Here is a 14,478-nt window from a genome sequence, read left to right on the forward strand (position 1 = left end):
TAAATAAAGCATAATAAAAATCAAATTATAACGTGAATTTAATAGAATCAAACCTATAAAAAAGCCCCGAATCTCTCGGGGCTTTTTTATTATCTTTCTCGTAACGCTTCTTTGGCTTTATTAAATGGTTTAAGCAAGTAATCGAGTACCGTTTTTTGACCAGTACGAATATCTACTGTTGCCACCATACCCGGTGTAATACCAAATGCTTTACCTTCTTTATTGTAAAGTTTGTCGGAATCAGTGCGGATATAAACACGATAATAGAATTGGTCTTGTTTCACTTCATCACGAATCGTGTCTGGTGAAATAACCGTAACCTTACCTTTTAAACCACCATAAATTGAATAGTCATAGGCTGTGATCTTAACCAATGCTTCTTGGCCCGGACGAATAAAAGCAATGTCACGCGGCAAAATACGCGCTTCAATAAGCAGCTGTTCGTCAATCGGTACAATCGTCATCAATTTACCATTTTGCGGAATCACACCACCATGGGTAGTGACTGCAATTTCTTTTACAACACCACGTACCGGTGCTCTGAACACTGCACGATCTAAACTGTCGGTACGACCCAGTACAACTTGTTGTTGCGTTTCAATATCAGTATTGGCTTTTGATAACTCTTCACGAGCCTTAACATAATACTGGTTCTGCGCATCATTCATTTTGTTTCTAAGGTCATTGGCTTCACGACGTAAACGTAAAACCTCGACCTCACTTGCTGCACCTTTAGCAACTAAAGGTTCAGTCATCGCCAATTCTTGTTGTACCAGTTGTAACGCTTGTTTTAAGCCAGCAATGGTCTGTTCTAAATCTGCACGACGAGACCGATATAGCGCTGTTTCTTCATGTACCAGCTTTGGTTCTTTCATCACAATTTCAGGAAAAACCAAAGGTGTACCATTTACTTCCGCACGTAAACGCGCTGCTGTTGCTTGAGCCGAGATCAGTAAAGATCTTGATTCACCAACATTGGATGCAAAACGGGTTGGATCAAGCTGAGCAAGAATTTCGCCTTTTTGAACAATGTCACCTTCTTGTACATTCAGCTTGGTTAAGATACCGCCTTCTAAAGACTGAATGACCTGCTCTTTAGATGATGGAATGACTTTACCTGTACCGGTCGAAACTTCTTCAAGTTTAAATACCCACGCCCAGATAAAGAAAATAACTAAGCCAATGCCCACAATCCAGATCACTAAACTGGCACGTGGTAAGGGTGGCTCACTATAAGATACATTCATTGAACGGGTGAGTTGTTGTTCTTGTTGTGGTTCGCTCATGAATTACCCCCTTGGCTCACTTGTTTTTGTTGGGCTGTTGATTGATTGAGGACCTGATCTCTTGGACCGTCCATCACGATTTTGCCTTCATTCACGACAATAATTCGGTCCACCAGTTCTAATACAGCGCGGCGGTGGGTCGCAACGACCAAAGTACGATGTGCCAGCCAACCTTTTAAATGATCAATCAGTTGTTTCTCTGCCACGTCATCAATGGCTGCTGTCGGTTCGTCTAACAATAAAATGTTAGGTTGACGAATCAACAAACGAGCCAGTAACAATGCTTGTTTCTGACCACCAGAGAAACCAACACCACCTTCTAAAATCAGGTGATCAAGCCCTTCTTTTTTCTCTTGAACAAAAGGTAATGCACCCGTTACCACTAATGCACGAAGAATCTCTTCATCCGTTGCAAGCGGTGCGCCCAAAGTGAGGTTTTCACGAATCGTACCGTAGAAAAGATGCGCATTCTGGTTGAGTAAGCCCATATCACGACGTACATCAGACGGATCAATTAATGAAAGATCGAGACCATCTAAATGTACTGCACCCTGAGTTGGAACTTGCATACCAGATAGAAGCTGAAGCAGCGTCGATTTACCCGCACCGTTACGCCCCAATATTGCAATTTTTTCACCAGCACGAATTTTTAAATGACGAATGGCCAGACTTGGTTTCGGGTCTTCTTCTCCATATTGGAACAAGACATTTTTTAGTTCATAGTCGCCATTTAAAACTGCCTTGTGTACCAAATGCGAACGGTCCGCCTGATCGATCGGACGCTGCATGAGCTCATCTAGGCTTTGTTTTGCAACTTTCGCTTGCTGTAAACGACCTAAAACACCTGTAATCTGAGCAATCGGCGCTAACATGCGTGAAGATAAAATAGAACAGGCCACTAAAGCACCCGTAGTCATTTCACCTTCCATCACAGCAAAACATCCAACCAAAACCACAATTGCATAAGTTAAACCTTGCAGCATTTGAGTCCAAGCCATTAAGGTACCGACAATTTTACGCTGTCTCATCCCGATATCGGCTGAAACTTCATTCATGTGGTTCCACTGGTTCTGGAAGCGTGACTCAGCACGTAATAACTTGATGTCTTCAATACCCTGCACCGCTTCAACAAGAATTGCATTACGGATTGAAGATTCTCTCATACCCTCTTGTGCAAGTTGTGCCAGCTTCTTCTGTACTAAAATACCCGGCAAAATCATGAGCGGCACAACCAGCAACATCACCCAAAATAAATTTCCGCCAATAATCGCAAAAATGATCAGGAACAGGAAAAAGAATGGGAAATCGGCAATCGCACTAATGGTGGTTGATGTCACCAACTCGCGAACACCTTCGAGTTCACGAATCTGGGAAATAAAACTACCTGTAGATTTTGAACGGTCTTTATTTTTGATGCGTAATGCATGACCAAATACACGGTCAGAAACACGCAAGTCGGCACGTTTACCAATAATATCGGACAAATACACTCGTGATATACGTAAGGTGAACTCGAAAATGGCAGCAATCAGTACACCACCAGCCAACACCCATAAAGTCGGGATAGACTGTGAAGGTACAACACGGTCATAGACTTGCATTGAGAAAATAATGGTCGCTAGCGCCAGTACATTGGCAATAAGCGAAGCAAACATAATATCAACGTAGCGCTTCCAGTCTCTTAGAACAATTGACCAGAACCAGCTTGCTTCATATGGCTTGATATATTCGTCAATACGTGCATCGGGAATAGAGGTTTCAGGACGCAGGATATAGACATTCTTAATTGTTGTTTTTAAGACATCTAAGCTTAAATTTTGGGAAAGGCCATGATCTCCACTAAACTGGATACTGACATTTCCTTGTGTATCGGCCTTATCAATGACACCGATCTGTCCATCATTGAACTCAACCATGACAGGTAAACGCCATGGGTTAAGCAACTCTAAAGAAAAAGGTACTTTACGTAAATTGAGTCCGACCTGACGTGTAATGAGCTGTAAAATATCGTCTAGGTTTTGATTTTGGTTCCAGTCAAGTTGTAAACGAATTCTTTCTTCTGAAGGCTCAATTCTATAATGTTTAGCAATCGTTAAGACCGCCTGTAACCAGGGCTGGTAGTTTATTTTTGTCATCATGGTTGTACTTCGAACCCCTGAATTGAAATATTATTTAAGTCATAAGCTTGGCGAGAACGTCCTGTTGCTGCAATGTACTGAACAATACTGCTGTAGATATCATAACGTGCAGTTTCGAGTTCTGAGTTAGCACTATGAATGGCCTGTTCGGCATTCAATAAATCGACCAATGAACGGGTCCCGAGTTTGTACTGCTCTTGATAAAGCTCTCGTGTACGAACCGTAGTTGCTTGGCGGTTGGCTAAAACCTGCATTTGGCGTTGTTTATTTTCAATTTGCTCACGGCTGGTTCTAATCTGATCAAGCACATCTAGATAGACAGAATTCACTTTAGACTTAGCGGCTTCTTCTGCATAACTTGCCATTTTTACCTGAGAAGAAACTGCTCCACCTTGATAAAACTGACTGGTGGCTTCAAGCATGACCGAACTATATAGGCCGTCATCTTCATCATTATTTGGATTTTTGCCATTAATCGCCTGACTTAAAGAGCCTTTAACTGCCAACGTTGGATAACGTGTTAAACGTGTCTGCTCTTTTTGGGCTTTAGCAACCTCAATGCCCGCTTGTGCAGCGATCATTTTTGGAATGGTATTGAACTCAGGTTCGCCATATAAATCAGAAACTTTCACTAAATCATCTGAAATAATCCAACCTGTTCGAGAAACATCGCCACCCAATAATGTTCTTAAGTGTTGCTGATATTGTCGTAACAATGATTGTTGAGCAATCAAACCAGACTGAGCAGCTTGCAAATAAGATTGGGCTTGAATTGGATCGGCTTGGCTACTAATACCTGCGTTTGCACGTAAATTAGCGATTTCCTGAATTCGCTGAATACCTGCAATTTGCTGTTCGGCAATTTTATTTAATTGAAGATAGCGCTGAATATTGATAATCGACTGTGCGACATCAAGTGCAATATCATCGATACTGACCAGTACATTGGCCTGCTCGACTTGCAGCTTGGCTTTCTCCACCGATACGCCAGATTTCACTTTACCAAAATCATAGAGCATTTGAGTTGCGTTTAAAGTCAATAACTGCCGACCACGCTCGCCACTACCCAAATCACCTGTGGTAATACCACCTGAAATTTGTGGATAATAACCCGCCTTCGCAACATCAATACCAGCATTTTGGCCAGCTAACGTTGAAATGGCTTGGGAAATATCAGGGTTACGTTGGATCGCGATTTTCACCGCTTCCTGCAGAGTCATTTTTCTAGATGGCAAACTTGAATAAGATGAAGCTGCTCTATCATTGAGTTGAACAGTCGGAAACTCCTGCACTCTAGAACGATCTAGCTTAAAATTACTCAACTCTTGCATCTTAGCGACTTTAAATTCATCACTACTTTTAGGGGTAAAAAGTTGTGACAAGTTGTCTTTCAATGTGTGATATTGCTCACTTGGTTTAGCAGCATATATCACCATAGGTACATGCAATGTAGTTAAAAGCATCAACCCTTTCAGGAAAGCCGGCTTTTTACATGTCCTTTTTACTCTTCTCTGGTTATATCCAATCATGCTTGTCTTGTTGATCTTGTTTGTTATCGTTTAAAAGCTTTTACATTCTACATATTTTTTTGCATAAAGAAGCATAAATGCAGGAATAATTCACACATTATTTTTCGATCAAATGAAGCTACCAAATTATTGTTTTTTAAAGAATAAATATAAAAAAGCTAAAAAGAGGCACTGACCTCTTTTTAGCCAAACAGATTAACTTTTTTGTTTAAACTGTAAAATCGTCACCTAAGTAGACTTTACGTACCTGCTCATTATCCAGAATTTCTTGCGGCGTACCTTCTGCAATTACCGAGCCTTCGCTCACAATATATGCACGTTCACAGATTGCCAAAGTTTCACGTACGTTATGGTCAGTGATGAGTACACCAATACCACGATCTTTTAGGGTCTGGATAATGTCTTTAATATCTCCAACCGAAATTGGATCGACACCAGCAAATGGTTCATCAAGTAACATAAATTTAGGATCAGCAGCCAATGCACGTGCAATTTCAGCACGGCGGCGTTCACCACCAGACACACTCATGCCCAATGAATCTTTAATATGACTGATTTTAAAGTCATTCAACAATTCAGTAAGACGTTGCTGGCGCTGTTGCTTATTTAAGTCCTTGCGTGTTTCTAAAATAGACATAATATTTTCAGCAATGGTCAGCTTTCTAAAAATAGAAGCTTCTTGCGGAAGATATCCGATTCCTTTACGTGCCCGTTCATGCATTGCTAAATCAGACATATCAAGATCATCAAGGTGAATTTCACCCTTGTCCATACGCACGAGCCCAACAACCATATAGAAGCTTGTTGTTTTTCCTGCACCGTTCGGGCCAAGCAAACCAACAATCTGTCCACTTTGCATACTAAAAGATACGTCTTTGACGACCCAACGTTTACTATAGTTTTTTGCTAAGTGCTTAATACACAAAGTTTGGGGTTGAAGAGCTTGTTGCATTAGTCACGCGCTCCTGGGAAACTTTTTGAAGTTGATGGCGGAATAATAATTTGAACACGGTTTGATGATGAACCTTGAGCTTCAACATCGCCTTTATTCATACTATATTTCAATGAGTTACCACGAATGCTTGAACCATCTTGATATAGATATGCACCACCAGTCAAAGTAATAATGCCTGTATCTGCATTATAAACAATAGTTTGACCCTCGCCTCGTGCAACACCTTTATCAGCACTGATTTGCTGTTGGAATTTAGATGGTCTACCTTTGGCAGTAATGGTTTGAATTTCGCGTTTAGAATTTAGCGTAGCAACAATTGAGTCAGCTTGAAGCTTCATCGTACCTTGCTCAATTACGACATTACCCGTATAAGTCGTTAAACCTGTTTTCTCATTATAAGTTGCACGGTCTGCCACTAACGAAATTTGTTGGTTACGGTCAGACGGTAAAGCAAAAGTCGAAGCAGATGATAAAGCAACGAATGTAATTACCGCAGCTTGTTTTAGGAAAGCTGAAGAACGTTTTAAATTAAGACTTTGGTACATACTTTCCTCGAATATTAAAAAATTCGTACTGACCATTATTCAAATTAGCTTTTAACCCTTTGCTGACAAAATCGCCTTGCGGAGATTGAACAACCACTTGGTGGTCTGTTTCAATTTCTCTGGTTTTTGGATAACCCGTTAACTCATCGGTACGGAATTCAATCTTCCCTTGTGGCGCCAGTTTAGTTGCGACCACATCACCCGACAAAATAACTTTGCGGTTATCATCGTAGCCATTTGCCTGTTTTGCAAAGAATGTTGCATCAACTTTGCCATCTTTATACATCGAGGCATTAAGCTGATCCAACTTTGATGTTTTTTGTTGCATATCCTGTTCAAGCTGACGAACTTCAGCACGAATATACAAATTGCCTTGATCATCAGTTTGAGTCAAATGGACGCCCTGCGCTGAATATGTCATATTCTTCGCAGAACCAATGTCTAGTTTTTTTGCCTTGCCACTATAGTAGTAGTAACCACCACTTATAGCAGCAACCACTACAGCAACAATTGATAAAACTCTGGTATCCATGAGCAGGAACAGCCTACCTTTTTAAGTAATCTTATTATTAATGCGGTACTGCAAGATATTTTTCAAGAAGTTCTTGGTAAATGCCTTTTGCGATCAGCAACATATCACAGACTTCACGCACAGCACCACGCCCACCCATTGATTGCGTAACCAAATGCGCACGGCGACGTACTTCTTCGTGACCATTTGGCACAGTAACACTCATACCTGCGATTGCAAAAGCCGATAAATCAGGCCAATCATCGCCCATATATAAGCAATCTGAAGGCAAAATATTAAACTGTGCACATGCTTCACGCAGCGCAGAACCTTTATCTTCACGACCTTGAAAGACCAGATCTACACCTAAGTCAGACATACGTTTTTCAACAATATTACTTTTTCGGCCTGTAATAATGATGACTTTCATGTTCGCTTGCTGCACAAGCTTCATGCCTAAACCATCACGAATATCGAATGATTTAATTTCATCGCCACTATTGGTTAATGTTACAAAGCCATCACTCAAAATACCATCAACATCCAGAACCAATGCCTGTAAATGACGTGCTTGTTCTAACAATGCATAAGATGCCATTGATTAATTTACCCCTGCCTGAATAAGGTCATGCATACTAATTACACCAATCACTTTATTATGGTCATCGACCACCACAAACTGACTAATTTTTTTCAGGTTAAGCTGTTGTAGAGCTTCTACCGCACGTGCTTCTTGAGAAATCGTTGATGGTTTTTTTGTCATCACTTCTGAAACAGGCAAATTCACATCGAAACCTTGCTGTTTATCAATTAAACGGCGCAAGTCACCATCGGTGAAAATACCAAGCAAATGTTCTTGTTCATCTACAATTGTGGTCAAGCCTAAACGCTTATTAGAAATTTCGTAAAGTACTTGATTCATTGGTGTATCTGGTGAAACTTTTGGCAGTTCATCGCCTGTATGCATCAGATGTTTCACATGTAAAAGTAAGCGTTTACCCAACGCTCCTGCTGGATGCGAGCGAGCAAAATCATCTGCGGTAAAACCACGTGCTTCAAGTAAAGCAACAGCCAGTGCATCACCCAAAACTAAAGTTGCTGTCGTACTCGAGGTAGGCGCCAAACCTAATGGACATGCTTCGTCTGACTCACCTAAAGTTAAAGCGATGTCAGCGTTTTGTGGCATTGGACCTTTATCATCACGGCTAATGGTAATGAGCGGTACGCCAAGATGTTTGATTAACGGCATCAACATCATGATTTCATCACTTTTTCCAGAATTGGAAATCGCAATTAAAACATCACCACGAACCAGCATCCCCAAATCACCATGTCCAGCTTCGCCCGGATGCATAAAGAAAGATGGTGTGCCAGTTGAGGCAAAAGTAGCAGCCATTTTACGGCCAATATGCCCTGACTTACCCATGCCAGTAATCACAACACGACCTTTACACTGTAACAATATTTCACAAGCTCGGTTAAAACTGTCACCAATTTGTGTTGCTAACACGTCTAAGGCTTGTTGCTCAATACGCAATGTTGCTAATGCGCTGCTTTGGAAATCTGTAGGATTGGGCATACGAGTTTGACTCAAAATAATTGATCTGATCTCTTGTGAAGATCGGTGATTTTAATCAAAAGATTTGGGGGCATTCTAACATAACTCAATCACCTACACGTTTTTAAATGTATAAGATTTCACAAGCTTATAAAATTCTTGCATAAACCTTTGTGAAAAATGATGCATCAGTTATGATGTAACACTGTTTTTGTTGAGTGTTTGAAAACCCTTATGCAACCGTTTGTTTTATATAACTCTGAGCAACGAAAAAAAGTTGAATTTGTACCTCGCAAAGAAGGTCACATCGATATGTACGTCTGCGGTATGACCGTTTACGACTACTGTCATATCGGGCATGCTCGAGTTATGGTTGCATTTGACTACATTATTCGTTTCTTACGTAGTCAAGGCTGGAATGTTCGCTATATTCGCAACATTACCGACATTGACGACAAAATCATCAAACGTGCGAATGAGAATGGTGAAACAATCCAACAACTCACCACTCGTTTCATCGATGCAATGAATGAAGATGCAGCGAACTTAGGCTGTTTAGCACCAGATGAAGCACCTAAAGCCACTGAATATATCGATCAGATGCAAAATATGATTGGCAATTTGGTGAATAAAGGCGCTGCTTACCCTGCTTCAAACGGCGATGTTTATTTTGAAGTGACCAAATTTGAAAAATATGGTCGCCTCTCTGGCCGTAAGCTTGATGATATGCAAGCTGGCGCAAGTGAGCGTGTTGATGTAGAAGTTGAAAAGAAACATCCTTTTGACTTTGTACTTTGGAAACATGCCAAAGAAAATGAACCGTCTTGGGCATCACCTTGGGGTAATGGCCGTCCGGGATGGCACATTGAATGTTCTGCAATGTCAACTTGCTGCCTAGGTAATCACTTTGATATTCATGGTGGTGGTTCAGATTTAATGTTCCCGCATCATGAAAATGAAATTGCGCAAAGTGAAGCTTCGACTGGCGAACAATATGTAAACTACTGGATGCATGTTGGCTTCATTAACGTTGATGGTGAAAAGATGTCTAAGTCTTTAGGCAACTTCTTTACGATTCGTGACGTGATGGAAAAATTCCACCCTGAAGTGATCCGCTACTTTATTGTGTCTTCACACTATCGTAGTCCTGTGAACTTCTCTGATGTGGCACTCAAAGAAGCAAAAACTTCGTTAACTCGCTTCTATCACTCATTTAAAGCTTACCAACAAGTGTATGGTCAAACCACAACTGAAACGCTTGATCAAAGCTTTATTGAACGCTTTAACAATGCAATGTGTGATGACTTCAACACAGCCGAAGCAATGGCAGTATTGTTTGAACTGAACAAAGAGTTAAACCGTGCTGTAAAAGAAGAGCAAGCTGACCAGGCCAATATTCTTTATTCGACATTACGTCACCTCACCAATATCTTAGGTTTGGTACAACACAATGTAGATGATTTCTTAAAATCAGATATTGGACAAGAAGCACTTGCTTTGTCTGATGCTGAAATTGAAGATTTCATTCAACAACGTGTTGATGCGAAAAAAGCAAAAGACTTTGCTAAAGCGGATGGTATTCGCCAGTCTTTACTCGACCAAGGTGTGGTACTTGAAGACACTCGCCAAGGTACAGTTTGGCGTCGTGCTGATTAAACGTTCAATTAGATCACAAGAGTGTTGACACTTTAATGAAACACTCTATAATGTGCTCACATTGCGGGAATAGCTCAGTTGGTAGAGCATAACCTTGCCAAGGTTGGGGTCGCGAGTTCGAGTCTCGTTTCCCGCTCCAAAATTTAAAAACCACTTAATTCGAAAGAATTAGGTGGTTTTTTTATTGGCTATTAATTAGCTTTGACTAGACAAAATTGATATTAAAGAAAGGTTTTATATTCTGCTATCCCCCTCTTTGTTCGCTAAATTTCCTATATCAATTTCATTATAAGATGAGTCTTATATAATTTATTCGTAGATAAAAATATGAAACTACAGCAGAATTCACCCCAACTGTCCTAACTTAAAGATGACAAAATAATTATAGTTTAAATATTATTTAATAATGGATATTTTCAGAACTCAAATCAAATGTTAAAGTATGTAAAACCTGACTTTCAAATAAGTGACTTAAAAACAGGTAATTTGATTATCATTGTTGGTAAGATGATGTAAGAGCTACTTTAAAAAGGTAATAGCAGAGTAACAGCATATTTAGAACCCTTAAATCTTAAATGGCGCGGAAACCATAAAGCTTGAAGAAGAGTGTAAATAGGTTAGAAAGTCTATGGATTATATAGGGATGTTTAGTAAAATATTCAAATGGGGTTTATTTGAATGACCGCTTATGTATTAAAATACTCACATAATATTATTGAACATTTAGGTTTAAAACTTTATCAAAATAAACCTACAAATGTAATAGCCGAATTGGTTTCAAATTCTTGGGATGCTGAAGCAAAAAGCTCATGGATTGATATAGTTGCAAAAGATGGATCACCTATTGCTATTATAGCCACAGATGATGGAACTAGCATGAGTGACCAAGAAATTATAGATAATTGGTTAATTATTGCAAAAAAAAAGAATGTAAAAAGAGATGATGAAAAAGCTAAACGTAAACCAATGGGTAGGAAAGGCATAGGTAAATTAGCCCCTTTCGGAATTGGTAGAAAAGTTGATCTTGTAACTTATAAAGAAAATAAGATTAACTGGCTATCTTTGAATTATAAAGATATGCTCTCCCAGAATGATGATGAATTAATATCAGTTTATCCTCCAAAAGTAATAGCTGAAAATATAGCTTCATTTGAAGACCAAAGTATTAAAGACTATTTAAATTCTCTAGACTCATCATTACAAGAAAAACTATCAAAAAGAATTAGTAATGTAAAAAAAGCTAAACAAGGCACAATTATCATATGCCATGATTTGAATTTGAAACGTGTTATTGAAACAGAAAATTTGAAAAAATCTTTAGGCAGAAGATTTACTGTTACTTTAAATACCCCATTATTTACAGTGTATGTTAATGATACCCCTCTCACTGAAAAGGATTGCCTTCCCCCTTTCATTCTACGAACTCCACCGACTGGAATGTCTGAAGAATATATTGAAATCCCTCAATTTGATAGAAATGGAGTTCCTTTATTAGATGATACTCAGGAGCAAATTAAAGAGAAAAAATTAATTAAATACTGGGTTGGCTTTGTAACAAGTTCAGAACAGACTCAAGACCAATCGGGTATTGGCGTATTTGCACATGGCAAGTTAGCTCAAGACAGACCGTTTACATTTGATAGTAAAGGTTTAGAGATTAAAACTCGATATATGTACGGTGTTATTGAAGCCGATTGGATTGATGAGTTTGAAGATGACATTATATCTACAGATCGTACTTCTATAGATTGGGGATATTTAGGACTACCAAGCTTTTTCGATTGGGGTAAAACTTTTGTCCGTCAAAGAATTAAAGAATATGATGAATTTAAAAAAGAAAATATTGAAAAAGATTTAGATGAAAAAATTGAGAAAAAATTACCTGACAAAACTACAATTACTGAAGGTGAAAAAAAACATCTACGCAATTTATTACTTGAAGTTTTACCAGAAAATGATTTAGATGAAGAACAACAAGGTAAATTAATTGAAGCCACTGCCAAAGCTTGGACACATGAGCCTGCAAGAAAATTGATTAAGACCCTTTGGGATCAAACCTCAAATTTTGAAAGTAATAATTTTCCAGAACTAATTGATCAATTGGTAAATGAACTTGTTCCAGAAAGTTTATCTTTAGCGGTCGTATTTTCTCAACGAGTCTATGCTCTTACTCAACTTTTCCGCAGAATAACTCTAGGTAAAGAAACCCAATTACAGAAATTGTTAGAAGAATTTCCTTGGATTATTGGAAATAAATATGAGCATTATTTTGCAAATTCCACTCTCAAAAAAATTTGCGCTGAGGCAGAGCAAAAAGGGCTTACTCCCAATAAGCATTTTTTATCACCAAATCCTGAAGATAAAACACGCCCCGACTTCGTTTTCTTAAACACCGCTTCTGAAAATGAGTACTTAATAATTGAATTAAAAGGGCCAGAGCTTTCAATAGGCGCAAACGAGATTCAACAATTAACATCATATATTATGTATATTAGACAACGTTTTTCAGGTTGTAAAATTCAAGGGGTTCTGGTTGCTGGAAGCTTTGTTCAAGAGGCATTGGTTGATTGCCCCCCAAGCATAACATCAATGACATGGAATGATATTTTATTGAATTCTAGACATACCCATATGGAGTTATTAGCAGCGTTATTAGCTGGATCCGATGCAAATGCTAATGATGCAAGAGTAAGACAAATTTGCGAACTAGGGGGTGATTCTGTGACAGACTTCTTAACAAGTATGTCAGATAAAAATCCAGATCTAAGTGCTATTATGAAGCGGCTAGATACCTCAAATGTTTAATAACTTTTCCATTAATCTATAAGAAACCAATGGTGGAAGAGCCTCTCCCACCATTACTCTAACTAAGTGCATAGATTTATGGAAAACCTCTTCAGGCCATATAAAATTATTTGGAATACTTTGTATTAACATGCACTCTCTAACACTTAGTACTCTATTTTGATTAGGATGTAATTTATTATCGCTACTAAAAGCATTAGTATTTGTTGTGATTGCTGAAGAAAATCCCTGTGGATTGATCCGCTTATAACTGGTTTTGAACCCCTTTATACTTCGAATAGTTCCATTTTTCTCTTCAATGTGAGGTCGGACTTTAATATATTTATTGCAAGAAATACATTTAGTCTCAAACATAGGAGTATTCAAATCTCCACAGTTTTCACATGCATTCCCCCAAGCCGATTTACCACTATCTGGTGGAATATTAGAAATCCAAGAATAATGTTTTTCACTAAGAACAGGTACATGATGGAATATATCACTATGATCGCTATTAGTTAATTCTGATTTACTATCTAAGGGTGATAAATGTCCAATTGCTTCCATAATATTTTTTGGAGCATTAATATCCTGGTCAATTACAAAATTTCTTATATCTTCAAAAATAATATTCTTTTTACGAGCTATATCTTTACGAATATAGACACTAAAGCTTCTTTTCCTAGATTGTGGAACCCCAAACTCAGATACACATTTAACAAAGGTATGCCCCATATACTCTGCTAAAATTACTTTTATAAACTCTTCAACATGACCAACCGTGCCATGCTCATTTCTTAATAAACGTCTTCCAAAATTTGGAACATTTTCAATAATTATATATTTAGGTTTTAATTTACAACATACATCTAAAGCATCAAAAAATAGGAAGTTTCTTGCATCTTTTAAGGCGCTTAATGGATCTGTATTTTTCCCACGTCTAGAGTTTGCTGAACTAAAGCTTTGACATGGTGGAGTAGCAAAAACTAAATCAATATTTTTTTCGATAGATTTAACATATTTGATTAAATCTTTTTTTTCTTTACGTATATCCCCAAATACTTTCGCAGAATTATTCTTTTCATGTACTAAACGACGGCTCTCATCTATTTCACAAGCAGCTAAACATTTTCCACCTAATAAGGATAGACCAAAATCAGATATACCAGCACTAGAAAATAGACTTACATAGTTAAATTTAAATTTTGGCTGTACTAAACCACTCATAAATTCAGAGTAACTGACCTCATCTAAATTAGATTGAAGAGCGGTATTTATCGCTAAATTATTCAAATTTCATCCTATTTTAACCAACTAATGATTTTGGGCGTTCTTATCATACTTAATTTTTCTAGAACATACATTATTAGATTAAGCAATTATATATTTTTTAATCTATTCCTCTCTTTAATTAATTTTTCTCTTATAAACAGCAAAAAGTATCCTATCTGCATACTTCTAAGTGCTTTCCATAAGATCCAAATGACTAAAGAACAAAACCCAACTATTAATCAAT

At 38.2% G+C, this 14,478-nt stretch carries 11 protein-coding genes and 1 tRNA gene; 3 read left to right on the plus strand and 9 right to left on the minus strand.

What is annotated here, in order from left to right; translation table 11 throughout:
* Positions 1-89 precede the first annotated feature (89 nt).
* The 8 genes from HLV59_RS12385 to HLV59_RS12420 form a co-directional block, all read right to left on the minus strand.
* Positions 90-1,286 (minus strand): HlyD family type I secretion periplasmic adaptor subunit, encoded by a 1,197-nt coding sequence (locus HLV59_RS12385; protein WP_057105265.1) that lies wholly within the window; start codon positions 1,284-1,286, stop codon positions 90-92.
* Positions 1,283-3,424: a type I secretion system permease/ATPase gene (locus HLV59_RS12390; RefSeq protein WP_057105266.1), complete on the minus strand. Its 2,142-nt coding sequence runs from the start codon at positions 3,422-3,424 to the stop codon at positions 1,283-1,285. Before HLV59_RS12390 ends, HLV59_RS12385 begins: the two co-directional genes overlap by 4 nt.
* Positions 3,421-4,887: a TolC family protein gene (locus tag HLV59_RS18830; protein WP_062849202.1), complete on the minus strand. Its 1,467-nt coding sequence runs from the start codon at positions 4,885-4,887 to the stop codon at positions 3,421-3,423. The genes HLV59_RS12390 and HLV59_RS18830 overlap by 4 nt, the downstream gene beginning before the upstream one ends.
* Positions 4,888-5,161: 274 nt before the next feature.
* Positions 5,162-5,905, minus strand: a complete 744-nt coding sequence (gene lptB, locus HLV59_RS12400; protein ID WP_031947859.1) for an LPS export ABC transporter ATP-binding protein — start codon at positions 5,903-5,905, stop codon at positions 5,162-5,164.
* A complete protein-coding gene (gene lptA / locus HLV59_RS12405) occupies positions 5,905-6,453 on the minus strand; it encodes a lipopolysaccharide transport periplasmic protein LptA (protein ID WP_016144762.1) in 549 nt (182 codons plus the stop codon). The genes lptB and lptA overlap by 1 nt, the downstream gene beginning before the upstream one ends.
* A complete protein-coding gene (gene lptC, locus HLV59_RS12410) occupies positions 6,437-6,985 on the minus strand; it encodes an LPS export ABC transporter periplasmic protein LptC (protein ID WP_016144761.1) in 549 nt (182 codons plus the stop codon). Before lptC ends, lptA begins: the two co-directional genes overlap by 17 nt.
* 37 nt (positions 6,986-7,022) lie before the next feature.
* Positions 7,023-7,562, minus strand: a complete 540-nt coding sequence (locus tag HLV59_RS12415; RefSeq protein WP_016141540.1) for a KdsC family phosphatase — start codon at positions 7,560-7,562, stop codon at positions 7,023-7,025.
* Between the two features lie 3 nt (positions 7,563-7,565).
* Positions 7,566-8,543 (minus strand): KpsF/GutQ family sugar-phosphate isomerase, encoded by a 978-nt coding sequence (locus HLV59_RS12420; RefSeq protein WP_031947858.1) that lies wholly within the window; start codon positions 8,541-8,543, stop codon positions 7,566-7,568.
* 213 nt (positions 8,544-8,756) lie between these two features.
* On the opposite strand from HLV59_RS12420, the gene cysS reads away from it, so the two are divergent.
* The 3 genes from cysS (at position 8,757) to HLV59_RS12435 (ending at position 12,983) form a co-directional block, all read left to right on the plus strand.
* Entirely contained in the window at positions 8,757-10,178 is a 1,422-nt protein-coding gene (gene cysS, locus HLV59_RS12425; RefSeq protein WP_171430074.1) for a cysteine--tRNA ligase, read from the plus strand.
* A gap of 63 nt (positions 10,179-10,241) precedes the next feature.
* A tRNA-Gly gene (locus tag HLV59_RS12430) sits at positions 10,242-10,317 on the plus strand.
* Between the two features lie 539 nt (positions 10,318-10,856).
* The gene (locus HLV59_RS12435) at positions 10,857-12,983 is read left to right on the plus strand and encodes an ATP-binding protein (protein ID WP_171430075.1); all 2,127 of its coding nucleotides are present in this window, start codon (positions 10,857-10,859) and stop codon (positions 12,981-12,983) included.
* On the opposite strand, the gene HLV59_RS12440 is transcribed toward HLV59_RS12435, so the two are convergent.
* Positions 12,972-14,255, minus strand: coding sequence for a DNA cytosine methyltransferase (locus tag HLV59_RS12440; protein WP_228721984.1), 1,284 nt, complete (start codon positions 14,253-14,255; stop codon positions 12,972-12,974). The genes HLV59_RS12435 and HLV59_RS12440 overlap by 12 nt on opposite strands.
* Positions 14,256-14,478 lie beyond the last annotated feature (223 nt).

This window comes from Acinetobacter lactucae, from assembly GCF_013122135.1.
In the GTDB taxonomy this organism is placed as follows: Bacteria; Pseudomonadota; Gammaproteobacteria; order Pseudomonadales; family Moraxellaceae; genus Acinetobacter; species Acinetobacter lactucae.

Excerpts from the sequence above, each read along its gene's own strand:
- HLV59_RS12385 (WP_057105265.1), bottom strand. The coding sequence starts at position 1,286 with ATGAGCGAACCACAACAAGAACAACAACTCACCCGTTCAATGAATGTA.
- HLV59_RS12390 (WP_057105266.1), bottom strand. The coding sequence starts at position 3,424 with ATGATGACAAAAATAAACTACCAGCCCTGGTTACAGGCGGTCTTAACG.
- HLV59_RS12435 (WP_171430075.1), top strand. The coding sequence starts at position 10,857 with ATGACCGCTTATGTATTAAAATACTCACATAATATTATTGAACATTTA.
- HLV59_RS18830 (WP_062849202.1), bottom strand. The coding sequence starts at position 4,887 with ATGCTTTTAACTACATTGCATGTACCTATGGTGATATATGCTGCTAAA.
- HLV59_RS12415 (WP_016141540.1), bottom strand. The coding sequence starts at position 7,562 with ATGGCATCTTATGCATTGTTAGAACAAGCACGTCATTTACAGGCATTG.
- HLV59_RS12420 (WP_031947858.1), bottom strand. The coding sequence starts at position 8,543 with ATGCCCAATCCTACAGATTTCCAAAGCAGCGCATTAGCAACATTGCGT.
- lptB (WP_031947859.1), bottom strand. The coding sequence starts at position 5,905 with ATGCAACAAGCTCTTCAACCCCAAACTTTGTGTATTAAGCACTTAGCA.
- cysS (WP_171430074.1), top strand. The coding sequence starts at position 8,757 with ATGCAACCGTTTGTTTTATATAACTCTGAGCAACGAAAAAAAGTTGAA.
- lptC (WP_016144761.1), bottom strand. The coding sequence starts at position 6,985 with ATGGATACCAGAGTTTTATCAATTGTTGCTGTAGTGGTTGCTGCTATA.
- lptA (WP_016144762.1), bottom strand. The coding sequence starts at position 6,453 with ATGTACCAAAGTCTTAATTTAAAACGTTCTTCAGCTTTCCTAAAACAA.